Source organism: Sporosarcina pasteurii (assembly GCF_041295575.1).
Lineage (GTDB): Bacteria > Bacillota > Bacilli > Bacillales_A > Planococcaceae > Sporosarcina > Sporosarcina pasteurii.
This window is the reverse complement of sequence record NZ_CP160452.1, coordinates 2086496-2110421: the sequence shown is the minus strand read 5'-3', so window position 1 is coordinate 2110421 and position 23926 is coordinate 2086496. Positions and strand designations below refer to the sequence as shown.

Here is a 23926-nt window from a genome sequence, read left to right as displayed (position 1 = left end):
AAGGCAGGGACAAACATGAGTATTTATATTAATAAAGATACAAAAGTTCTCGTACAAGGAATTACAGGTTCTACAGCACTTTTCCATACCAAAGAAATGCTTGACTACGGTACGAAAATCGTAGCGGGTGTGACACCAGGTCGTGGTGGGGAAACTGCAGAAGGTGTACCTGTTTTTAATACAGTTGAAGAAGCAGTAAAAGAAACAGGCGCAAACGTCTCAGTTATCTACGTTCCTGCTCCGTTTGCAGCAGATGCAATCATGGAAGCGGTAGATGCTGAATTAGACATGGCGATTTGTATTACAGAGCACATCCCAATCTTAGATATGGTTAAAGTGAAGCGTTATATGGAGGGTAAGAAAACACGTCTTGTTGGACCGAACTGTCCAGGTGTGATTACAGCGGATGAGTGTAAAATTGGTATTATGCCAGGATATATTCATACAAAAGGTCACATAGGTGTTGTATCTCGTTCTGGAACGCTCACATATGAAGCAGTTCACCAGCTTTCACAAGCAGGTATTGGTCAAACGACAGCTGTTGGAATCGGTGGAGACCCAGTTAATGGGACAAACTTTATCGATGTTCTAAAAGAATTCAACGAAGATCCAGAAACATACGCAGTTGTTATGATTGGTGAAATCGGTGGAACAGCTGAAGAAGAAGCGGCAGCGTGGATCAAAGAGAATATGACGAAGCCAGTTGTTGGCTTTATCGGTGGACAAACAGCTCCAGAAGGAAAACGTATGGGGCATGCAGGTGCAATTATTTCTGGCGGTAAAGGAACTGCTGCAGATAAAATTAAAGCACTTAATGCTGCAGGCGTTGAAACTGCAGATACACCTTCTGTTATCGGAGAAACACTCATTAAAGTTATTAAAGAAAAAGGTCTTTACGAAAAGTGTAAAACCCATTAAAATAAATAGTACAGCGTATTCTGATAATACGCTGTGCTTTTTTCTCGTAAGGAGGAATGTCAATGAATTTATCGGAAGTTGAAAAAAGATTATTGGCACTTCATTACGTTTTCCCTGTCCCTGCCAATCGGTTTACGAGGTTATATGAAGTAGACCCAGAGCTTATGCAGTATTTAACATTTCCAACTGAAAAACTAGCGTTTATTCTCAATGTAACACCGAAGAAAGCTAGTAAAATAAATGCGAGTGTAGTTGTAAACTCCGCACTCCCTTTTGAAGAGTTATATGATTCTTATGGCATTATCCCCATCCCTTTCACAAATCCCTTATATCCTAAAAGTTTATTAACAATGTTTGATCCGCCGGCCGTGTTATACGTACAAGGTGACGCCCAGTTATTGGCTGAAAAAATGAAGGTTTCGATTATAGGTTCAAGAAAAGCGACGTTTTATTCGGAAAAATCTTTAACTTTTATTGTCCCTCCTTTAGTAAAAAATAATGTGATCATCGTTTCTGGATTGGCTAGTGGGGCAGACACATTTGCACACCAGTCTGCTATAAAATATGGTGGCAAGACAATTGCTGTGCTTGGTCATGGACTATTTCATATATATCCAAAAGAAAATAGTGCTTTAAAAGATGAAATAGGGAAAAATCATTTATTAGTTACAGAATATCCACCTTATGTCAGGCCAGAAAGATGGACTTTTCCAATGAGAAATCGAATTATTAGCGGATTAGCAAATGCGATTATCGTCACAGAAGCAGCAAAGAAAAGTGGAACGATGAGTACGGTTGAACATGCTTTGGAGCACGGTAAAGATGTATATGCCGTTCCTGGCCCAATTACTTCTCGATTATCGGAAGGGCCAAATAATATGATTAGTGAGGGCGCTGAACCATTATCTAATGGTTATCAAGTGATTGAAGCCTTAAGGTAGAATCATTTTCTTCATGCATAATTTAAGGGAAGGTGAACGTCTTGAGTAGTGACTTTCCTAAATTTATCGCTCGGAAACACACACAGCTTTTCTAGCATATATCTGTTCAGACTAACTATTTTCAATTAATTTAACTAGAAAATTTGCTTTTTATGAAAATCTGTTATACATTTTGCAACAGGTATTGTTTTTAGCAAGAACAATGAAACCTCTATTGAAGGAGGCAAAATTTATGGCAGATTATTTAGTAATAGTAGAGTCCCCTGCAAAAGCGAAAACAATTGAACGCTATTTAGGGAAGAAGTATATAGTTAGGGCATCATTAGGACATTTAAGAGACCTTCCTAAAAGTCAAATGGGGGTCGACACTGAAAATGATTATGAACCGAAATATATAACGATCCGAGGAAAAGGCCCGATACTTCAAGAATTAAAGAAAGATGCAAAAAAAGTTAAGAAAATTTATCTTGCAGCTGACCCCGACAGAGAAGGGGAAGCAATTGCTTGGCATTTAGCATTTCAACTAGGCGTTGATATTGAATCAAATTGCCGTGTTGTTTTTAATGAAATTACAAAAGATGCAATTAAAGAATCATTTAAAAATCCGCGACCGATTGATATGGATCTTGTTGACTCACAGCAAGCACGTAGAATTCTTGACCGTTTAGTTGGGTATAATATTAGCCCGATATTATGGAAGAAAGTAAAGAAAGGTCTATCGGCTGGACGTGTTCAATCTGTAGCATTGCGACTCATTATTGATCGTGAAAATGAGATAAACGCTTTTGAACCCGAAGAATACTGGAGTATAAGTGCGCAGTTTAAAAAAGGGCGGTCCAAATTTGAGGCAGCCTATCATGGCAATATGAAAAAGAAGTTAGGCTTAGCGAATAAAGAAGAAGTAGACGCTGTACTTGGCCAACTACAAGGAGAGAGCTTTGAAGTTCACGATGTAGTTAAGAGGGAAAGAAAAAGAAATCCCGCATTGCCATTTACGACGTCATCACTTCAACAAGAAGCTGCACGTAAATTAAACTTCCGAGCTCGTAAAACAATGATGATTGCCCAGCAGTTATACGAAGGAATAACGATTGACAAAGAAACTGTCGGACTCATTACGTATATGAGGACCGATTCAACTAGAATTGCAGATAGTGCAAAAGAAGAGTCGATTGCTTTCATCGAAAAGACGTACGGCAAGGAATATTTATCAGCGAATCCAAATAAAACGGCGAAAAAGAATACGAGTGCACAGGATGCACACGAAGCAATCCGTCCGACGTCTGTAATGCGTCCTCCTGCGGCAATGAAGGCGTTTCTATCGCGTGATCAGTATCGATTGTATAAATTGATATGGGAGCGATTAGTCGCAAGTCAGATGGCGCCAGCAGTCTTAGACACTGTGAGAGTTGACCTGGTGAATGGCGATGTGAAATTCAGAGCAACAGGGTCACAAGTGAAGTTTGATGGATTTATGAAAGTGTATGTAGAAGGCGATGATGATAATAAAGAAGAAAAAGATCGCATTTTACCTCCTCTTGAAAAGGGGCAACATTTAAAGTTTGAAGAGATAGATCCGAAACAACACTTTACGCAGCCGCCACCGAGATATACTGAAGCAAGACTGGTACGTACGCTTGAAGAGTTAGGGATAGGTCGTCCTTCCACTTTTGCGCCTACGCTTGACACAATTCAACGTAGAGGGTATGTTACACTTGATGCAAGAAGATTCATCCCAACAGAATTAGGAACGATTGTGCACAATGCAGTCAATGAATTCTTCCCGGATATTATCGACGTAGAGTTTACCGCTCAAATGGAAAAAGAACTTGATGATATTGAAGAAGGTAAGAAAAAATGGATTAAGGTTCTCGATAATTTTTATAAAGATTTTGAAAAGCATGTTGAGTTTGCAGATGCTGAAATGGAGAAAATCGAAATAAAAGACGAACCAGCTGGAGAAGATTGTGAGAAGTGCGGCGAACCAATGGTTTATAAACTTGGCCGTTATGGAAAGTTTATGGCATGTTCAGGCTTCCCGGACTGTCGTAACACGAAAGCAATTATGAAGCCGATTGGTGTCACTTGTCCGACATGTAAAGAAGGACAAGTTGTTGAACGTAAAAGTAAAACAAGACGTGTCTTTTTCGGTTGTGACCAATATCCAGAGTGTGAATACGTCTCCTGGGATAAGCCGGTTGCAAGACCTTGTCCAAAATGTGACAGTACACTTGTGGAAAAGAAATCCAAAAAAGGCGTTCGAATTCAATGTACAGAATGTGAATATAAAGAAGATATACAGTAAATTTGGCTATCAAGACGAGGGGCTATGGCTCCTCTTTTTTGTGCGGGAAATAAGCAAAAGCGTTGGGCGCCGTTTAGCCTCGACAGGCATTGACGTGTCACAAGTAAAGCGTAATTGAAATTGATGATAGTAGTTATCAATGATTCCCTAATTTATAAGAAGTATGTATACAAAGTAAAAAATAGCTAAACTCAAATTGTTTATAGTTGATGTTTATTGAACATTTATTGTATAGTGAACTGTGGCGACTTCCGAATATAAAAACTAATCTGCATCTTCTCGGAAGAGGTTTCTAGTATCATACATGATGTAATGTTATGAATAAGTTTTTTAAAGCTTTGAACTATGCAAATGTAATACTATTTTGTTATAATTATTAAGGTTTTCACAAGGAGTGAATGACGTGGGAGTCAAACCCTCAGTAGTTCGTGAAGAATATATGATGTACATACAGCTTGAACGTAATTATTCATCTAACACTGCTACTGAATATGCGACTGATATCGATGAATTCCTTACTTTTCTAACGGTAGAAGGGATTCGTGATTTAAACGAAGTTACGTATACAGAAGCACGACTTTATGCAACGACCTTATATAACAATGGTTTAGCTAGAACATCTATCTCGAGAAAGATTTCCTCGGTTCGTTCATTTTTTAAATTTGCTAACGCCCGTTATGGTGTAAATGATCACGCGTTTTCATCACTTCATCACCCTAAAAAGCAAGAAAAATTACCTGCGTTTTTTTATGAGCGGGAAATGGAAATGTTATTTGCGGCGTGTGAAGGTACTGATGCAAAATCATTACGTGATTATGCGATTTTAGAGCTGCTTTATGCGACTGGCATGCGTGTGAGTGAACTTACATCGCTTAAAATTGGCGATGTTGATAACGAGTTAGGAATTGTAAAGGTAATGGGAAAAGGAAGAAAAGAACGTTATATCCCATTCGGTAGCTTTGCTAAAGAGGCCCTTTTCATTTATCAAGAACAGAGTCGTTCCCAGCTTATGAAGCGGCAAGAACATGATAGGTTATTTGTGAATTTACGTGGGAACCCTTTAACTGATCGAGGTGTTCGGCATATCCTAACTTCAATAATGGAACGTGCGTCACTGCATTCGAAAATCTATCCACATATGTTACGTCATACATTCGCAACCCACCTTCTTGCGAATGGTGCTGACATGAGGTCGGTGCAAGAACTTTTAGGGCATTCCCATCTTTCTTCGACGCAAGTATATACACATATAACGAAAGAACATTTAAGAAAAACATATATGAATACTCACCCGAGAGCATAGGAGGCTAATAAAATGGAATTCCATGCAACTACGATATTTGCAATACGCCATAACGGTGAATGTGCCATGTCAGGCGATGGCCAAGTAACTGTAGGCAACGCGGTCGTGATGAAACATACCGCTAAGAAAGTCCGCAAAATATTTGGTGGAAAAGTTCTGGCTGGTTTTGCTGGTTCTGTTGCGGATGCATTTACTTTATTTGATTTATTTGAAGGTAAATTGACGGAGTATAATGGGAACTTACAAAGAGCAGCTGTTGAACTAGCGAAGCAATGGCGCGGTGACAGAATGCTTCGTAAACTTGAAGCGATGTTACTCGTTATGGACGAAAAAGAATTGCTGTTAGTATCCGGAACAGGAGAAGTCATTGAACCTGACGATGGAATCCTTGCAATTGGGTCGGGCGGGCATTATGCGCTTGCTGCTGGTCGTGCGCTGAAGAAGTATAGCGGTCATTCATTAACAGCTGAGCAAATCGCGAAAGCAGCCCTTGAAACAGCTGCAGAAATATGTGTCTATACAAATGATCAGATTATTGTGGAGGTACTTTAATGGCAAATCGAAAGGAATTAACTCCTAAGGAACTTACAGCACATTTAGATCGTTATATTATTGGGCAAAATAATGCAAAGCGTGCTGTTGCGGTAGCAATTCGTAATCGATATAGAAGAAGTTTGTTGTCCGACGAGGAAAAGAATGAAATTATTCCAAAAAACATTCTGATGATTGGTCCGACTGGTGTGGGGAAGACTGAAATTGCAAGAAGAATTGCCAAGTTAGTCAATGCACCTTTTTTAAAAGTAGAAGCGACGAAGTTTACTGAAGTCGGTTACGTTGGCCGTGACGTTGAATCCATGATAAGAGATTTAACAGAAGCGGGTGTTCGTATCGTTCGGGCAGAAAAACGTGAAGAAGTTCGTGAGCAAGCAACAAAACTTGCGAATGAAAAATTAGTCAAACTGCTTGTACCTGAAATGAAAAAGCAAAGTAGTGGGCAAAATCCATTTGAAATGCTTTTTGGTCAAAAGCAAGAAGTTGATGAAACTGACCATGTAAAAGAAGCAGAAATTAGACGGAAGCGTTCTGACGTTGCTAGAAGTTTAGCGGCGGGAGAGTTAGAAGAACACGAAGTAACAGTTGAATTAACGGAGCAACAACCTTCACTTTATGATGCTTTCCAAGGTTCTGGCATGGAACAAATGGGGGCGAATATGCAGGATGCATTGTCGTCTCTAATGCCGAAAAGGAAAACCAAGCGCAAAATGAAAGTAAAGGATGCACGTCTCGTACTTGAAGCGGAAGAGGCAGATAAGTTAATCGACCATGATGAAATTGCCAGACATGGAATTGAGTTAACTGAGCAATCTGGGATTATATTTCTCGATGAAATGGATAAAATTGCCCGAAGCGAAGGAAGTGGCGCCTCGGCTGATGTATCCCGTGAAGGTGTACAAAGGGATATATTACCGATTGTCGAGGGTTCAACAGTCACAACGAAATATGGGGCTGTGAAGACGGACTTTATTCTCTTTATTGCTGCGGGAGCATTTCATATTGCTAAACCATCGGATATTATTCCTGAGTTGCAAGGACGATTTCCGATTCGAGTTGAATTAGACAAATTATCGAGGGGAGATTTTGAACGTATTTTGAAAGAACCGGATTTCTCTCTAATTCGACAATATGAAAAAATGTTAAAAACTGAAAATGTTGTTTTAGATTTTACAGAAGAGGCAATAACTAAAATAGCGGAGATTGCTTTTGAAGTAAATGATAATACTGAGAACATTGGTGCACGTCGACTTCATACGATTATGGAGAAATTGCTGGAAGAGTTATCTTATGAAGCGGCGGATATAGGACCTGCAACAATCAAAATAACCCCAGCATATGTCGATGAAAAACTACAGGATATTGCAAAAAACAAAGATCTGTCACAATTTATCCTGTAAATCGACCTTATTAGTTTATTTAATGATTATAAACCTTTAGAATATTCAATAACAATGTGTGTAATTAATTTGAGGAGGAAGAAAACGTATGTCTTTATTAATAAAAACGCGTAAAATTAACGCAATGCTACAAGAATCAGGTGGAGAAGCAGTCAACTTCAAGGAAATGGCTGAAAAACTAAGTTCAGTTATTGAATCAAACGTATTTATCGTAAGTAGAAGAGGTAAACTATTAGGATTTGAAATCCACCAACAAATTGAAAACGATCGTATGAAAGAAATGTTTGAAAATCGTCAATTCCCAGCAGAATATACTCAAAAGCTTTTTGAAGTTAGAGAAACTTCTTCAAACTTAGATGTTGAAAGCTCATACACTGCGTTCCCAGTGGAGAACAAAGAGTTATTCAAAGAAGGATTAACGACAATTGTTCCAATTATGGGTGGCGGTGAGCGCTTAGGAACACTTCTTCTAGCAAGAATGAAAGAGGAGTTTAATGATGATGATTTAATTCTTGCTGAATACGGTGCGACAGTTGTCGGCATGGAAATTTTACGTGAAAAATCTGAGGAAATTGAACTTGAAGCACGTAGTAAAGCAGTTGTTCAAATGGCAATTAACTCATTGTCTTACAGTGAGCATGAAGCAATTGAGCACATCTTTAAAGAACTTGATGGCGAAGAAGGATTACTCGTTGCATCTAAAATTGCTGACCGTGTAGGAATCACGCGCTCAGTTATTGTAAACGCGCTGCGTAAACTAGAAAGTGCTGGTGTTATTGAATCCCGTTCATTAGGAATGAAAGGTACGTACATTAAAGTATTAAACAATAAATTCCTTGCTGAACTTGAAAAGCAAAAATAATGCTAAGTGAGTCAAAACGCTTCTTCCATAAGTTGGAGGAAGCGTTTTTTGTCGAATTTTGAAGGTGTATGTAGAAAAAGAGGCATTATAAGAAAAACGACATATATGTATTTGCGGGTTTAAGAGATGCAAAAGTAACAAAGAAGAGCAATATTTGTTGGGATAAATGCACAAATTAATCAATAAAGCTATTTGTAAATACTGATAACTGATAATCTTTTGGTGAAATAGGTAAAAAGTACATAACGACCATAAAATCTCCGTGTAAACAGTAATAAAAAGGCGGTTTAGCACTAGTTAATTGTCACCTATTCATCTAGCAAATATCGACATAATAAGCTATAATTAACATATCTTAGTAAGAGATAAGTCATAAGAAATCTACTCTAAGCAAAGGAAGAACAGGAGGGGACGATATGAAGTTGTTTGGGCATATGATATCTTCATTGGAGCAGGGACTTAATTACTCTGCGACTAAAGGGAAGGTTATTTCCCAAAATATCGCGAATGTTGATACTCCGAACTATAAAGCAAAGAATGTTAGCTTCAAAGACTTTTTCGACAATGCTCAAATGAAAGAGCTTAGGGCGTATAAAACAGACCATCGACATATTGACTTTCCAAAACGAAATGTTCAACCTGGCGTTTTTGACTATTCGAACTTTCGTTATAGGCATGACGGTAATGGTGTGGATATGGATAAAGAGCAAGCTGACCTTGCTGAAAACCAAATATATTATCATGCATTAGTAGACCGGCTGAATGGAAAATTCAACACATTACAAAATGTGATTAAAGGAGGACGCTAACGTTGGGGATATTTCACAGCCTAAATACGACGGCATCTGCTTTAACTGCACAGCGCTTACGTATGGATGTCATCTCATCGAATTTGGCAAACGTGGATACAACTCGAAGTCGGATAGTGGATGGCGAATGGCAACCCTATCGTAGAAAAACGGTAACTCTCGAGCCAAAGGGAACACAATTTTCTTCTATGCTTCAAATGGCGATTGGGAAGAATCGTTCAGGTGACGTTGGGAATGGTGTTCGAGTTTCAAGGGTATCTGAAGATACAGAGACGCCGTTTAAATCTGTTTACGATCCATCACATCCGGATGCGAATGCACAAGGATACGTACAAATGCCAAATGTTGACCCCCTGAGGGAAATGGTGAATTTAATGTCGGCTACACGTTCTTATGAAGCGAACGTTACGGTATTTAACGCCAATAAATCAATGCTTATGAAAGCATTAGAAATCGGTAAGTAACAAACGTTAGGGAGGTATCTGTGTGAATATACAATCAGTATTAATGAAAGCGCCTACTGCAACTTTGCCAGGTGTTCAAAACAATGCGAAACCAACTTCTTATGAAGCGCAGCAAAGTTTTGGTAGTTTCTTGAAAGAGGCAATTAACAATACGAATGTACAGCAAATTAATTCAGATCTATTAACTCGAAAATTAGTACAAGGTGAGCATGTTGACCTACATGAAGTGATGATAGCTGCACAAAAAGCTTCGATAACTTTAAATGCAACGATGGAAGTAAGGAATAAAGTAGTAGAAGCCTATCAAGAAATCATCCGGATGCCAGTCTAATCTATAAGAATATTTATCTGAAAGAATGTTTGTTACTAGACAGTTCAACTAGTAAAAGAGTTTTTTTATTTTACTTGAAAGATGTATGTGGACCGGGGGATTAAGATGAATGAAAGACTTGCGAAAACCAAAAATGAACTACAAACATTTTGGTCCAGTCGCACTAAAAAACAGAAAACTACATATGGCGCCTCTTTATTAGCGATCATTATCATCGCAGCTACAATAACCTTTTTCCTCTCTAGAACGGAGTATGTCCCGCTTTATACAGATGTATCAACAGCGGAAATTGGTCGAATTAAAGAACAGTTAGATATGCTCGGCGTTCAAAGTCAAATTGCTCCTGGTGGAACGTCGATTTTAGTACCAAAAGAACGTGTGGATGATTTATTAGTCACGCTTGCTGCTGAAGGCTATCCGAACTCGGGTACGATAGACTACTCCTTTTTCTCAAACAATGCAGGATTTGGTATGACGGATAATGAGTTCAATGTCATTAAGCTTGCATCGATGCAAACTGAATTAGCGAACCTAATGAAAGGTATTGAAGGTGTAAAAGATGCAAAAGTAATGTTGACGTTGCCGAGTGAAAATATCTTTCTAAACGATAATAGTCAGCGCGCAAGTGCAGCAATTGTATTGAATACAAATCCTGGACATCAATTTAGCGATTCACAAATTAACGCACTTTACAATTTGGTTTCTAAAAGCATTCCTAATCTATCTAAAGAAGACATTGAAATTACAAACCAATACTTTGAGTATTTCGACTTAAAAACGGAAAAAGAACAATTCGGAACAAGCCTTGCGGATCAAATCGCTGTAAAAAAGTCGATTGAAAGAGATTTGCAACGACAAGTTCAAATGATGCTTGGCACAATGATGGGACAAGACAAAGTCATCGTTTCAGTCACGACAGATATCGATTTCAAACTTGAAAACCGGGAGGAATCGTTAGTTACGCCAGTAGATGTTGAAAGTATGGAAGGCATTGCCCTAAGTGTTCAAAGAATTACTGAATCATTTACAGGGAATGCGCCAGTTGCAGGAGGAGAACCTCCTATGGATAACTCGACTGACAATTATACGGAATTTGTTAATGGTTCAAATGGGGATTATGAGCGGATTGAAGAGACCGTTAATCATGAAGTGAATAGGATACGAAAAGAAATCGTTGAAAGTCCATATAAAATTCGGGATATTGGCATTCAAGTAATGGTTGAGCCGCCAGTCGCCGAAGATATGGCATCTATGCCAGTCGGTTTACAAGATGACATCGAACAAATTTTAGCAACAATCATTCGTACTTCTATCGATAAAGAAGCAGCAGGAGAACTTACAAACAATGAGATTAATGAAAAAATCGCCGTATCGGTACAGCCGTTCAACGGAAGAGTAACCGTATTCGATACGCCAAGCGTTCAAGTTCCGCTATGGATTTATATAGCTGGAGGCGCATTGCTCTTCATAATCATCATATTGGTGATCTTGTTTGTGCGTAGTCGTCGTGCCGCAGAAAAGGCGGAAGTGGAAGAGGTCATCGAAGAACAAGAAAAAGTGTTACATATTGAAGATATTAATGAGGAACAAGAAACAGAAGGTACGCTACGTCGGAAACAGCTTGAGAAAATGGCTAAAGAAAAACCAGAGGAATTCGCAAAATTATTACGCACGTGGATAGCGGAAGATTAAGGGAGGAAACAGCATTGGTAAGAAAAGAAAAAGGAATGACTGGAAAGCAAAAAGCTGCTCTTCTCCTTATTTCTCTTGGGCCAGAAGTAGCGGCTTCTGTCTATAAAAATTTAAATGAGGAAGAAGTTGAGCGTTTGACGCTTGAAATTTCGAGTGTGAAAAAAGTTGAATCCTCTGTGAAGGAAGAGATTATTGAAGAGTTTCATAATATTGCCATCGCACAAGATTATATTTCACAAGGCGGAATTGGGTATGCGAAAACTGTACTTGAAAAAGCACTTGGGAAAAATCATGCACAAGCAATCATTAACCGATTGACATCCTCTTTACAAGTGCGACCATTCGACTTTGCGAGACGTGCGGATCCTAGCCAATTGCTTAACTTCATTCAAAACGAACATCCACAGACGATTGCACTCATCTTGTCTTATTTAGAAGCGGAACAAGCTGGGGTGATTTTATCTTCATTACCACAAGAGACACAGGCAGATATCGCTAGAAGAATCGCGACAATGGATTCAACGTCCCCTGAAGTGATTAGTGAAATTGAGGCGGTTTTAGAACGAAAACTTTCTTCAACAGTTACGCAAGATTATACAGAAGCAGGCGGAGTCGATGCTGTAGTCGAAGTTCTAAATGGTGTAGACCGTGCAACGGAAAAAACAATTCTAGATGCGTTAGAAATTCAAGATCCAGACTTAGCAGAAGAAATTAAGAAGCGTATGTTTGTCTTCGAGGACATTGTTACACTTGATAACCGCTCTATTCAAAGAATTATTCGAGAATGTGAAAATGAAGATCTTATTCTATCACTTAAAGTATCTAGTGAAGAGGTTCAAAACGTTTTATTCAGCAATATGTCCGCTCGGATGGCTGAATCATTCAAGGAAGAAATTGAAATTATGGGACCGGTACGACTTCGAGATGTAGAGGAAGCACAAACGAGAATTGTTGGCATTATCCGAAGGCTCGAAGATTCAGGTGAAATTATAATCGCACGCGGTGGAGGGGACGACATCATTGTCTAAAGTGTTTAAATCCTATCAAGCGAACGCTGAAGTGCCAACGCGTCAAATTTCCATCCGGAATCTAAATAGGGTTGTAGAAGAAAATGGCGATGAACCTAAGGCGATCGACTTAGCTTTACTAGAGCGAGAGCGTCAATTAGAAAGTGCACAACAGTCGATTGAAGAGGAAAGAGAACTTATTCTTCACATGAGACAAACAGCCGCTGATGATATAGAGGCGATGCAAACGGCTTGGAAAGAGGAAAGAGCGCAATTAGAACAGCAGGCATACGATGAAGGGTTTCAAATTGGCTTTACAGAAGGGCGCGATAAAGCTTTAGCGGAGATGAAAGCAGCGATTGAACAGGCTAATGAGATAACCCGAAAATCAAAAGAAATTGCAGAGGAGTACCAAGCGAGCCAAGAAAGAGTCATTTTAGAGTTAGCGATGAAGGTTGCAGAGCGAATCCTAAACGAAAAGCTAGAAGAAGATGAAAAACAATTTTTATCTGTTGTCAAAAGAGCGTTGATGGAAGTTCGAGAAATGAAAGAAGTCAAACTGTATGTATCGGTGGACAAATACGATGTAGTTTCAGCTAATCGTTCAGAATTGGCAGCTATATTTCCGCCAGACACGCCATTTCTTATATTTGCCACAGAAGATTTTGATGCAACCGAATGTTATATCGAAACGAATCACGGAAGAATCGTGGTCAGTATCGATGAACAATTAAATGAGTTAAGAGAACGTTTAATTGAGGTGTTAGAAAAGGAGGATTGACGGTGAGAAAAGCGGAAGAATTGACGGAATTTATCCCAACCATTAATACATATAAGAAATTTGGTCGAGTCGTCCGTGTCGTCGGTCTGATGATTGAATCCCAAGGTCCAGAAAGTTCTATCGGTGATGTGTGCCATATTCATTTGAATAATGGGTTGAAAGGTGAGACAACGATTATGGCGGAAGTAGTCGGATTCCGTGAAGAAATCGTAATACTTATGCCTTATACAGATATTCAAGATATTGCAAGTGGTTGTCTTGTCGAGGGAATTGGGAAACCATTGGAAATTAAAGTCGGCATGAATTTACTTGGCAAAGTACTAGATTCTATGGGAAATCCAATGGACGGTAGCCAATTACCAAGAGGATTGTCGACGGTACGGACAAATCGTGAACCGCCGAACGCACTCAGTCGACCACCTATCGATGACAAGTTAGAAGTCGGTGTAAAGGCGATTGATGGCATGCTGACAGTTGGTAATGGACAAAGAGTCGGTATCTTTGCCGGTTCTGGTGTAGGTAAAAGTACATTACTTGGAATGATTGCTCGTAATACAAAAGCAGACATTAATATTATTGCGCTTATCGGTGAACGTGGACGTGAAGTTCGTGAATTCGTTGAAAGGGACCTTGGACCAGAAGGGTTAAAACGTTCAATTGTTATCGCTGCAACATCTGATCAACCGGCCTTAATGCGAATTAAAGGTGCTTTCACAGCTACTGCAATTGCAGAGTATTTCCGCGATAAAGGAATGAATGTCATGTTAATGATGGACTCTGTGACGAGAGTTGCGATGGCGCAACGAGAAATTGGATTAGCTGTCGGGGAACCGCCAGCGACTCGCGGTTATACGCCATCAGTCTTTTCTATTTTGCCGAAACTGCTAGAAAGAACTGGGACAAATGAACACGGAGCAATCACGGCATTTTATACAGTACTTGTCGATGGTGATGATATGAATGAACCAATTGCAGATACAGTTCGGGGGATTCTAGACGGTCATATCGTATTGGACCGATCATTGGCAAATAAAGGTCAATATCCGGCAATCAATGTTTTGAGTAGTGTAAGCCGATTGATGAGTCATATTACAAGTCCGGAACACATAAAAGCTGCTGAGAAATTAAGAGATTTATATTATACCTACAGCAAATCCGAAGACCTGATTAATATTGGAGCATATAAACGTGGCACATCCCCCGAAGTGGATATGGCAATTGATTATGAACCGCTTATTACAAACTTTTTGAAACAAAGCTTTAACGATAACATTTCAATTGAAGACACAATCAATGAGCTAGTTGAACTAGGCGTAGGAGCTGGGATGTAATGAAGCCTTATCATTATCGTTTTGAAAATGTCCTTACATACCGCGAACTAGAAAAAAGCGAAACAGAGATAGATTATCAAGCCGCTGTGGAATCTTTTGAACAGATTGGTACTGAACTTTATGAGCTATTGAAGCAAAAAGAAACGACGATAATGAATCAACAAAAACAGATGGAAGAAGGCTTTTCCATTAACGATATCCACCATTACATGCGTTTTATTGATAGTCTCGAAAAGAAGATTGAACAAGTACAGCAACTAGTTATTAAAGCACGCGCTAAGATGCAGTGGTATGAACAGAAATTACTAGAAAGAACGATGGAAGTTCGTAAGTTTGAAAAGATGAAAGAGAAAGATTGGGAAGAATATCAGCGTGATATGGAGTATCAAGAAGCACAAAGGCTTGATGAGTTATCTACGCTGACGTTTCGTGGAAAAGAAATCGGGTGATAAAATGGTGAAAAATAAAAAAACGGCAAACAAAAGTTCAGCCAGTCATAGAGAAAAGTCTTCAAATACGCTTCGAAACGTCATGATGATGATGCTCATTACACTACTGTTCACGACTGCTATTATTCTTGTCATAGCAAAATTTAATAACGTAAATGTGTTTGAAGCGGTCAAAGAAATCACTACCGAATTCCCAGTTGTGAATCAAGACAAAAAAGAAAAATCTAACCCAAATGAAGCAGTTTTAGGAGACCGTATCGTTACATTGCAAGCTGAAATTCATGAAAAAGAAACACAAGTTCATAAGTTACAACAACAGTTAGACGCTTCCACAAGTGAAGTTGAAGCATTAATTTTAGAACAAGAAAAACTGTTGGAGGAAATTGCTGAGCTAAAGCGTACCAATGATTCCGCAAAACAAAAAGCGAGTGAAATGGTGACGACATTTGAGAAAATGTCAGCAAAATCAGCCGCACCCGTCTTGACTAAAATGAGTGACGCAGAAGCGTTGCAAATCCTGTCGAATTTAAAACCAGATGCGCTGGCAGCAATCTTGGAAAAAATGTCGCCTGAAGATGCTGCAAAATATATGTCCATGATGACGAATTGATGAGCAATATTTGATGGGGGGTGAAAGAGTGATAAACGCTATGGTACTTCCAAAACCTATACACATTGGGAAAATGCCAGTAGGAAACAGAACCAAATTAAATGGTGACGTAAATGAAGGTGCATTTGGATCGGTACTAGCTACATTAACAGATAATGATTCGTTCATTGAAATAGAGTTGAGTGAAGATCATACAGATACAGTAGATGTGAAATTGTCCCAACTACTTCAAGTAACAACAATTGACGAGTTGGTCGAATTTCTTCAAGAAAATGAACAAACGTCTATGGAATTGCCTTTTGTGATTGATGAGCATCTAGTGTTTCGTGATAAGAAAATACTAGACTCGTTGGTAGATATATTGCCAATCCCTGAGCAACTTGAATTTGTTGATCGTGAGCTTGGTACAAATGCCATTGCGATATATATATGGCAGTTGATTGAACAATTTGATGCTTTAGGAACGGATTTATTCCCAACCATCGGGGGCAAGTTATCTAAAGAACAATCGATTGGATTGTTGGCGGTTATTAAATTGATAACAATAGAAGGCCCTAAAGCAGATTTAACTTTAAAGCAGGAGCAGCAACTTTCAGCATTACAAGAAATCGTTAAGAGTTTAGAAATGCGGGAAAAAACAACAACTCATGTAAGCTCACAAAATAACCAATTCAAAGAGTCACTTCATGAAATGATAGGCCAATCGACGCTGCCGCTCTCAGCAATGAACCGAATGCATGGTATACATACAGAATTAAAAGCACGTGAAAGTAGCCGAGCCGAATTATTATTACGGGAGTTACAAAATGTTTTTAAACGTTCGAATTTAGGACAGTCGGGCGGTACAACTCGAATTTCAATCAAGATGTATCCAGAACATTTAGGTCAGCTGCGAATTGAATTATTGCAAACACATGGCGTGCTTACGGCTCGTATTTTAGCGTCTAGCGCACTGGGCAAAGAAATGCTTGAAAGTCACCTACATCAGTTAAGAAACGCATTTTTACAACAAAACATTCAAGTAGAGCGCATCGATATTTCTCAAATGCTTAATGAGGCATCGGATTACAATCGGGAACAAGCATTTGGCCAACAGTTTCAACAAGAGCAAGAAAGCTCAAACGGACAAGAAACTGAACAAAGTGATGAAGAACATATGACTTTTGAAGACTATTTGATTGAATTGGAGGTATAAACGATGGTGAATGTAAGCGGACAATCTCCGATAACGAATGAAATGTATTTAATCAATAAAAAACGTGATGAACGTCAAACTGGAGATGGCACGTTAGGAAAAGATGATTTTCTTAAAATTTTAATTGCACAATTACAAAATCAAGATCCAACCAATCCGATGCAAGATACAGAGTTTATTGCACAAATGGCGCAGTTTTCAGCATTAGAACAGACGATGAACCTAACAAAAGCATTCGAGAAATTTGCTGAGTCCCAAAATCAATCACAATTAATTCAATACAACAGTTTTGTCGGTAAAAATGTTCAATGGCATGATCTAGAACTCGACAAGAGTGGAAATCCAGTTCTTGGTGAAGATGGAAAACCAGTTATTCAAGAAGGTAGCGGGAAAATCGTTTCTGTAAAGTTTGTCAATGGCTCAGTCGTCTTTGCGTTAAGTGATGGGAAAGAATTGGCACCGGGTAATATTTCTGAAGTACTAGCGGATGTGGCGAATGGAAATCATCTCGTGGAAGCGAGCATGCTCATTGGCAAAAATGTAAGTTATCAAGTGGATGGCGAAGAGAGTTCTAGCGTTGTCGTTTCGGTTTCAAATAAAAATGGCAAACTTGAATATATTTTAGACGATGGAAGCCGAATTACAGGCAACCAACTTATTGCAATTAGTCAGTAAGGAAGAGCGGAGTGACGGCATGAATAAAATTAATTTACATCATATCCCTTCGCAACCGTTCATACACAGTCAAATCCCTAAAAGAGTTGAAGAAACTTCTAAACATTCGTTTAGTGAACATTTAATAGTAGCTACAAACAATATAGCGGGATTGAAAATAAGTAAGCATGCAAGTGAACGATTGGAAGAAAGAAATATTATGATTTCAAATTCTGAGTGGGAACGTGTTTCGACAAAGGTGAATAAAGCGAAAGCGAAGGGAATTAAGGAATCTCTAGTATTACTAGATCAAGCAGCACTTATCGTCAGTGTGAAAAACGCTACGGTCATCACTGCAATGGATCGTTCAGAGGCCAAAGATCAATTATTTACGAATATTGACGGCACAATTGTGCTTAGTTAACTCGGCAGGACCTTAACAGGATGCCATCGAACCGCCGACCGATTGAAGCGGTACACTCAAAATTGAGAGGAGAAATTATTAAATGTTAAGATCAATGTACGCAGGAATTTCGGGGTTGAAAAACTTTCAAACGAAATTAGATGTGATTGGAAATAATATTGCGAACGTGAATACACATGGTTTTAAAAAAAGTCGGGTTATATTTAAAGATTTATATTCTCAAACCGTTTCGGGAGCCTCAGGGGCAACAGCTTCTCGAGGAGGTGTGAACCCGCAACAAGTTGGATTAGGGGCACAAATATCTACCATTGATACACTGCATGGCGGCGGTTCGACTCAGTTTACGGGTAATACCTTAGATTTGGCAATTGAAGGAGATGGATTCTTTATTGTGGCTGACGGGACAGGGCCAGCAAATGCACCAGCAGGATTCACAAATGAAGCTTATACAAGAGCTGGAAACTTTTACATGGATGCAAATGGATATTTAGTTAATGGAGACGGGAAATATGTTTTTGGTTTTGCAGGTGTACCAGTTAACGGGGTCTTCCCATCGGGTGACCCAACACCAACCTTAACGACAGATTCAAACGGGGCATTACCGGTAGGGGGGGCTAATCAAACAAACGGACCGATTCGTATCCCTACAAATGCACAATCAATGGCAATTGGTAATGATGGAACGGTTACTTTTGTGGATGCGGATGGAGATCTTCGGTATGCTGGTCAACTAGTAATGGCTCAGTTTCCAAACCCTGGTGGATTACAAAAAGAAGGTGGTAATTACTACCAATCAACAACAAACTCGGGTGGAGCTTTCTATTCAGTTGCGACAGAACAAGGCATGGGAACAATTCAGTCTGGCTCACTCGAAATGTCCAACGTTGACTTATCGGAAGAATTCACAGAAATGATTGTTGCACAACGTGGTTTGCAGGCGAATACCAGAATTATTACGACATCTGATGAAATTCTTCAGGAGCTTGTGAATCTGAAACGTTAATTGCTACATAGATTGTATAGGAATCTATGTTAATTGGAGTGAAAGCCGTAACGAAGAACGGCTTTGCGACCGAAAAGCGTAGCGTTTGGGAGCACAGATATATATATACGGGATGTATAATTTTGTAATCTGCGTTTTGCGATTGACTCACCGTCCGCCCGGAACGGAAATCAACATGTTTCAGGATAATGTCGATGCCATGCACTGCCACAATTCGCGGTAGAACGCGAATCGCATAGTGACTAGCACCGAAAGGAGGGGCGGGCCGGCTCTTTGCCCGGCCCTTACATATGATTAAAATTACACGTTTAAATGGAACGACGTTTACACTTAATGCATTGTACATCGAAAAAATAGAGTCGTTTCATGATACGACAATCACATTAACGACAGGTACCAAATACATAGTCCAAGACTCTATGGAAGACATCCAACAGAGAGTTATTAAGTTTTATCAAGCGGTTCAATTATTATCGAATCCGTATGTCGGGGGTGAAGAAGATATTGAAGAATAAAATACTCACAATTACGCTGATTATTCTTGTCACAATCACATTAGTCGCTGTCATTTTACTAGCCCTTGCTTGGCAGTTTAATAAAAGTGGAGATGTTGACAAGGATGTGGAAACTACCATTGATGAGATTATTGAATCATCTGTTGATATACCCGAAATCACAACAAATTTAGCGGGGAGACAATTTATTCGCATCTCATTGAAGATTCAAACGGATAGTGACCAAGCTGCGGAGGAATTAAAAAAACGAGAATTTCAAGTGAAAAATATAGTCATTCATGAACTTTCAGAAATTACTCAAGAAGAACTAGAAGGCAAAGCAGGTAAGCAAGCTTTCGAATCAACCATTCAATCATTACTGAATCCGCTGATGCAGTCCGGTGAAATTGAACGCGTTTATATTGTATCTTCTATCATTCAATAATGTACATGTGGAGGTGATCAAATGTCAGGGGACATATTATCACAAAATGAAATTGATGCCTTATTATCCGCATTATCAACCGGAGAAATGTCGGCAGAAGAAATGAAGAGAGAAGAAGAAGCGCAAAGAGTAAAAGTGTATGATTTTAAGCGTGCCCTTCGCTTTTCAAAAGACCAAATTCGCAGTTTAACGCGGATTCATGAAAACTTTGCGCGTTTATTGACGACGTATTTTTCTGCACAACTCCGAACTTACGTGCAAATCGAAGTAGCTTCTGTTGACCAAATTCCATTCGAAGAATTTATTAGGTCCATTCCAAATATGACATTAATTAATATATTTGAAGTGTCCCCGTTAGAAGGTAATATCTTGATGGAAGTAAATCCGAACATTGCTTACTCTATGCTTGACAGACTTATGGGGGGCGCGGGTGAAAGTCCTAGTAAAGTAGATACTTTAACGGAAATAGAAACAAAGATTATGATGAACTTATTTGAACGTTCATTTGATAATTTACGAGAAGCTTGGTCCGGCCTAATCGACATAGATCCATATCTAGCTGAGATGGAAGTGAATCCGCAGTTTTTACAAATGATTTCACCGAATGAAACAGTAGTTGTGATTTCATTTAATATCGTAATTGGTGAATCGAGTGGGATGATTAATATCTGTATTCCACATGTCGTATTAGAACCGGTTGTGCCTAACTTGTCGGTCCAGTATTGGATGCAGACAAATAAAAAAGAGCCGACACCTGAACAAAGTGCAGCACTTAAAGGCCGTGTGAAAAAAGCACAGCTTCCAATTATCGCCGAGTTAGGAACAGGACAAATGAGCATTGAAGAATTTCTTCAATTGGAAAAAGGTGATGTCCTTTCTCTTAAGCAAAAAATTGATGAGCCACTCGTCGTGAAAATTGGAGATTTACCGAAATTTATGGCGCAACCTGGTCATCTGAAAAATTGGATGGCGGTCCAGGTAATTGATGTATTGACAGAAGGGGATGAAGATGATGAATGATAATATATTGTCCCAAGAGGAAATCGAAGCGTTATTAAATGGAAATAACCTGGATGACTTAACAGGGCCGAATGAAGCAACTGCTATTAGTGATGCAGAATTAAGTGAAGTGGAAAGAGATACCATTGGTGAAATAGCCAATATTTCTTTTGGTAGTTCCGCAACTGCATTGTCTTCACTCCTTGGACAAAAAGTTGAAATTAATACACCAACAATTTCAATCATAAACCACTCTATGCTGGAAGAAGAGTTTGTACTCCCATACGTTGCAATTAAAGTCGAGTATACACAAGGCTTAAAGGGCATGAATTTATTTGTAATTAAACAATCAGATGCCTCTATCATTGCAGACTTGATGCTTGGTGGGGATGGTTCAGCACCAAATCCAGAATTAGGAGAAATCCACTTAAGTGCTGTTCAAGAAGCCATGAATCAAATGATGGGGTCTGCTGCCACTTCAATGTCTTCTGTATTTAATGTGAAAGTGGATATATCTCCACCCACAATCGATTTAATGAATGTTCAAGAAAAAACTGGTGTGGATAACATACCAGCTGCTGAATTGCTCATAAAAGTCGCATTTACTCTAAAAGTCGGCGATTTGATAGATTCTGAAATTATGCAGGTGATTCCTTATGAATTCGGAAAAGAGATGGTTGATACGCTACTCATTGATAACGGAGTCGCAGAAGTAGCAGCTACTACAACGAGTGGTGCAGAAATCCCTATTGAGGATACGCCAACCTTCGTGGAAGAACCGAAACTAGAGCCGAAACCAGAGCCGAAACGGAATGTGCAACCTGAAGTAGCACCAAGTAAACAAACGGCAGTCACGCATCAAAAACCTCAAGTCGCGGTTGAAAAAGCGCAATTTGCAAGTTTTGAACAGACGACTTTAAATCAAACAGAATCACAAAATTTAGATATGTTACTGGATATTCCATTACAAGTAACAGTTGAGTTAGGTAGGACAAAACGTTCAGTGCAAGAAATTCTTGAAATATCTAGTGGTTCAATTATTGAATTAGATAAACTAGCAGGTGAACCCGTTGATATACTTGTCAACAACCGACTCATTGCCAATGGTGAGGTGGTCGTAATCGACGAAAACTTCGGTGTACGCATTACGGATGTATTAAGTCCAAAGGAACGAATTAATAACTTACGCTAATTATTTTGGAGGGATTGTACATGGGAAAAAGAATTTTAATTGTAGATGACGCTGCATTTATGCGAATGATGATTAAGGATATTTTAGTGAAAAATGGTTTTGAAGTCGTTGGTGAAGCGGCGGATGGTGTACAAGCAATTGAAAAATATATGGAGCTAAAACCTGATCTCGTTACGATGGATATTACAATGCCTGAAATGGATGGCATTCAAGCTTTAAAGGAAATTAAGGAGAAAGATCCTTCAGCAACAGTGATTATGTGCTCAGCAATGGGACAACAGGCAATGGTGATTGATGCAATCTCTGCAGGTGCAAAAGATTTTATTGTGAAACCTTTCCAAGCAGATCGAGTCGTTGAAGCGATCGAAAAAGCACTTAGCTAATATGGATATACAACACATTTTTAACCGGAAACCTATGTTTTTCCTCGTATCTATTATTCTAGTATCATTTGTGCTTATCCCTTCAGTCGGTTATGCAGAAGATAATGTTTTTTACTGCATGGAGAATAAAGAGAATTGTTCTGAAGAAGGGATTGATAAAACAGAAGCAGAAACGCTGATTCACGACGAGCCAGCTAATAAAAATGATGAAAAACAAGCGGGAAAAGTCGGTGTAACGGCTTGGGATTACATAAAAACATTATTTGCGTTAATCTTTGTCGTCGGTTTATTGTACGGCTTATTAAAATTTATTAATCGTAAAAATCGTTTGTATGATAAAAATCGACTAATGAAAAATTTAGGTGGTTTATCACTCGGCCAACAAAAATCGATTCAATTAATTGTTGTCGGAGAGACTTATTATTTAGTTGGGGTCGGGGAAGATATTCGTTTATTAAAAGAAATTACAGATGAAAAAGAAATTGCATCACTTCTTGAGTATTATGAGGAAACCGACGTGATGGCTTACAAAGGCCCTATTGAGCAATTATTAAGTAAGTTTTCTCCGATGAAAAAACAAAGCCGGAACAACGTGGAAGAAGAGCATTCAGATTTTAGTCAAGTGCTTAACAATCGTTTGACAGAAATCAAAGCAGAAAGAAAAAGACAACTTGATCGTTTAACGGAAAAGGAGCGCGACCAAGATGTATAGTTTCTTACAGTTCTTTACGGATAGCGATGCGGCAAACGTTGCGACTTCGGTCAAACTCATGCTCCTTTTAACTGTTTTGTCTTTAGCACCTGCGATCTTAATTTTAATGACTTCATTCGCTAGAATTATCATCGTCTTATCGTTTGTTCGAACGGCACTAGCAACACAGCAAATGCCACCGAATCAAGTACTTATTGGATTAGCTTTATTTTTAACGTTTTTTATTATGGCGCCTACCTTTCAAGAAGTAAATAATACGGCACTAGCGCCATTGTTTGCGGAGGAAATTACATTAGAGGAAGCCTATGACAAAGCGAGTATTCCGCTGAAAGAATTTATGAGTAAACATACAAGACAAAAAGACTTAGAGCTTTTTATTAAATACAATCAGGCGGAGCGCCCTGAATCTGTAGAGGACATACCTCTTACGATGCTCGTTCCAGCTTTTGCGTTAAGTGAAATAAAAACAGCTTTTCAAATGGGTTTCATGATTTTTATTCCGTTTCTCGTGATTGATATGATTGTGGCAAGTGTACTCATGTCAATGGGAATGATGATGCTACCGCCGGTTATGATTTCATTACCTTTTAAGATTTTATTGTTTGTGTTAGTTGACGGTTGGCATCTCATTATTAAATCATTGTTGCAAAGTTTTAGTTAGGAGGGGTTC

At 38.9% G+C, this 23926-nt stretch carries 27 protein-coding genes; all 27 read left to right on the top strand.

All coding sequences use genetic code 11. The features are described from left to right. The first annotated feature begins 15 nt into the window (after positions 1–15). Positions 16–918: a succinate--CoA ligase subunit alpha gene (sucD, locus tag AB1H92_RS09940; RefSeq protein ID WP_115360442.1), complete on the top strand. Its 903-nt coding sequence runs from the start codon at positions 16–18 to the stop codon at positions 916–918. A 62-nt stretch (positions 919–980) separates the two neighbouring features. After that, complete coding sequence (gene dprA / locus AB1H92_RS09935; protein ID WP_115360443.1) at positions 981–1859, top strand: DNA-processing protein DprA; 879 nt, start codon at positions 981–983, stop codon at positions 1857–1859. A 232-nt stretch (positions 1860–2091) separates the two neighbouring features. Continuing rightward, a complete protein-coding gene (topA, locus tag AB1H92_RS09930) occupies positions 2092–4164 on the top strand; it encodes a type I DNA topoisomerase (protein WP_115360444.1) in 2073 nt (690 codons plus the stop codon). 439 nt (positions 4165–4603) lie between these two features. Continuing rightward, positions 4604–5467, top strand: a complete 864-nt coding sequence (gene xerC, locus AB1H92_RS09925) for a tyrosine recombinase XerC (protein WP_115364050.1) — start codon at positions 4604–4606, stop codon at positions 5465–5467. A 12-nt stretch (positions 5468–5479) separates the two neighbouring features. Beyond that, on the top strand, positions 5480–6019 hold the full coding sequence (gene hslV, locus AB1H92_RS09920; protein ID WP_115360445.1) for an ATP-dependent protease subunit HslV: 540 nt from the start codon (positions 5480–5482) through the stop codon (positions 6017–6019). Further along, the gene (hslU, locus tag AB1H92_RS09915; protein ID WP_115360446.1) at positions 6019–7419 is read left to right on the top strand and encodes an ATP-dependent protease ATPase subunit HslU; all 1401 of its coding nucleotides are present in this window, start codon (positions 6019–6021) and stop codon (positions 7417–7419) included. Before hslV ends, hslU begins: the two co-directional genes overlap by 1 nt. An 88-nt stretch (positions 7420–7507) precedes the next feature. After that, the gene (gene codY / locus AB1H92_RS09910; protein WP_115360447.1) at positions 7508–8281 is read left to right on the top strand and encodes a GTP-sensing pleiotropic transcriptional regulator CodY; all 774 of its coding nucleotides are present in this window, start codon (positions 7508–7510) and stop codon (positions 8279–8281) included. 416 nt (positions 8282–8697) lie between these two features. After that, entirely contained in the window at positions 8698–9090 is a 393-nt protein-coding gene (flgB, locus tag AB1H92_RS09905; RefSeq protein WP_115360448.1) for a flagellar basal body rod protein FlgB, read from the top strand. 2 nt (positions 9091–9092) lie between these two features. Beyond that, the gene (gene flgC / locus AB1H92_RS09900; RefSeq protein ID WP_115360449.1) at positions 9093–9554 is read left to right on the top strand and encodes a flagellar basal body rod protein FlgC; all 462 of its coding nucleotides are present in this window, start codon (positions 9093–9095) and stop codon (positions 9552–9554) included. 43 nt (positions 9555–9597) lie between these two features. Next, positions 9598–9885 carry a flagellar hook-basal body complex protein FliE gene (fliE, locus tag AB1H92_RS09895; RefSeq protein ID WP_115364051.1) on the top strand — a complete coding sequence of 96 codons (288 nt, stop codon included), beginning with the start codon at positions 9598–9600 and terminating at the stop codon, positions 9883–9885. A gap of 105 nt (positions 9886–9990) precedes the next feature. After that, positions 9991–11577, top strand: coding sequence for a flagellar basal-body MS-ring/collar protein FliF (gene fliF, locus AB1H92_RS09890; RefSeq protein WP_115360450.1), 1587 nt, complete (start codon positions 9991–9993; stop codon positions 11575–11577). 14 nt (positions 11578–11591) lie between these two features. Then, entirely contained in the window at positions 11592–12605 is a 1014-nt protein-coding gene (gene fliG, locus AB1H92_RS09885; protein ID WP_115360451.1) for a flagellar motor switch protein FliG, read from the top strand. 1 nt (position 12606) lies between these two features. Then, positions 12607–13365: a flagellar assembly protein FliH gene (gene fliH / locus AB1H92_RS09880; RefSeq protein ID WP_243835803.1), complete on the top strand. Its 759-nt coding sequence runs from the start codon at positions 12607–12609 to the stop codon at positions 13363–13365. A 2-nt stretch (positions 13366–13367) separates the two neighbouring features. Continuing rightward, the gene (fliI, locus tag AB1H92_RS09875) at positions 13368–14696 is read left to right on the top strand and encodes a flagellar protein export ATPase FliI (RefSeq protein ID WP_370474948.1); all 1329 of its coding nucleotides are present in this window, start codon (positions 13368–13370) and stop codon (positions 14694–14696) included. Further along, on the top strand, positions 14696–15145 hold the full coding sequence (gene fliJ / locus AB1H92_RS09870; RefSeq protein WP_115360454.1) for a flagellar export protein FliJ: 450 nt from the start codon (positions 14696–14698) through the stop codon (positions 15143–15145). The genes fliI and fliJ overlap by 1 nt, the downstream gene beginning before the upstream one ends. 4 nt (positions 15146–15149) lie before the next feature. Further along, on the top strand, positions 15150–15755 hold the full coding sequence (locus tag AB1H92_RS09865) for a MotE family protein (protein WP_115360455.1): 606 nt from the start codon (positions 15150–15152) through the stop codon (positions 15753–15755). 28 nt (positions 15756–15783) lie between these two features. Further along, entirely contained in the window at positions 15784–16950 is a 1167-nt protein-coding gene (locus AB1H92_RS09860) for a flagellar hook-length control protein FliK (protein WP_166739525.1), read from the top strand. Between the two features lie 3 nt (positions 16951–16953). Beyond that, the gene (flgD, locus tag AB1H92_RS09855; protein WP_115360457.1) at positions 16954–17625 is read left to right on the top strand and encodes a flagellar hook assembly protein FlgD; all 672 of its coding nucleotides are present in this window, start codon (positions 16954–16956) and stop codon (positions 17623–17625) included. Positions 17626–17644: 19 nt separating this feature from the next. After that, positions 17645–18028, top strand: coding sequence for a TIGR02530 family flagellar biosynthesis protein (locus AB1H92_RS09850; protein WP_115360458.1), 384 nt, complete (start codon positions 17645–17647; stop codon positions 18026–18028). An 82-nt stretch (positions 18029–18110) separates the two neighbouring features. Continuing rightward, positions 18111–19031 (top strand): flagellar basal body rod protein FlgG, encoded by a 921-nt coding sequence (gene flgG / locus AB1H92_RS09845; protein ID WP_115360459.1) that lies wholly within the window; start codon positions 18111–18113, stop codon positions 19029–19031. Between the two features lie 290 nt (positions 19032–19321). Continuing rightward, the gene (locus AB1H92_RS09840; protein ID WP_115360460.1) at positions 19322–19546 is read left to right on the top strand and encodes a flagellar FlbD family protein; all 225 of its coding nucleotides are present in this window, start codon (positions 19322–19324) and stop codon (positions 19544–19546) included. Further along, positions 19533–19970 (top strand): flagellar basal body-associated protein FliL, encoded by a 438-nt coding sequence (gene fliL / locus AB1H92_RS09835; protein WP_115364052.1) that lies wholly within the window; start codon positions 19533–19535, stop codon positions 19968–19970. Before AB1H92_RS09840 ends, fliL begins: the two co-directional genes overlap by 14 nt. Positions 19971–19991: 21 nt before the next feature. Next, on the top strand, positions 19992–20990 hold the full coding sequence (gene fliM / locus AB1H92_RS09830) for a flagellar motor switch protein FliM (RefSeq protein WP_115360461.1): 999 nt from the start codon (positions 19992–19994) through the stop codon (positions 20988–20990). Next, on the top strand, positions 20983–22161 hold the full coding sequence (gene fliY / locus AB1H92_RS09825; protein WP_115360462.1) for a flagellar motor switch phosphatase FliY: 1179 nt from the start codon (positions 20983–20985) through the stop codon (positions 22159–22161). The genes fliM and fliY overlap by 8 nt, the downstream gene beginning before the upstream one ends. A 20-nt stretch (positions 22162–22181) precedes the next feature. Next, positions 22182–22544 (top strand): response regulator, encoded by a 363-nt coding sequence (locus AB1H92_RS09820; RefSeq protein WP_115360463.1) that lies wholly within the window; start codon positions 22182–22184, stop codon positions 22542–22544. Then, on the top strand, positions 22516–23256 hold the full coding sequence (locus AB1H92_RS09815; protein ID WP_134268501.1) for a flagellar biosynthetic protein FliO: 741 nt from the start codon (positions 22516–22518) through the stop codon (positions 23254–23256). The genes AB1H92_RS09820 and AB1H92_RS09815 overlap by 29 nt, the downstream gene beginning before the upstream one ends. Beyond that, positions 23249–23917 carry a flagellar type III secretion system pore protein FliP gene (fliP, locus tag AB1H92_RS09810; protein WP_115360465.1) on the top strand — a complete coding sequence of 223 codons (669 nt, stop codon included), beginning with the start codon at positions 23249–23251 and terminating at the stop codon, positions 23915–23917. Before AB1H92_RS09815 ends, fliP begins: the two co-directional genes overlap by 8 nt. Positions 23918–23926: the final 9 nt, after the last annotated feature.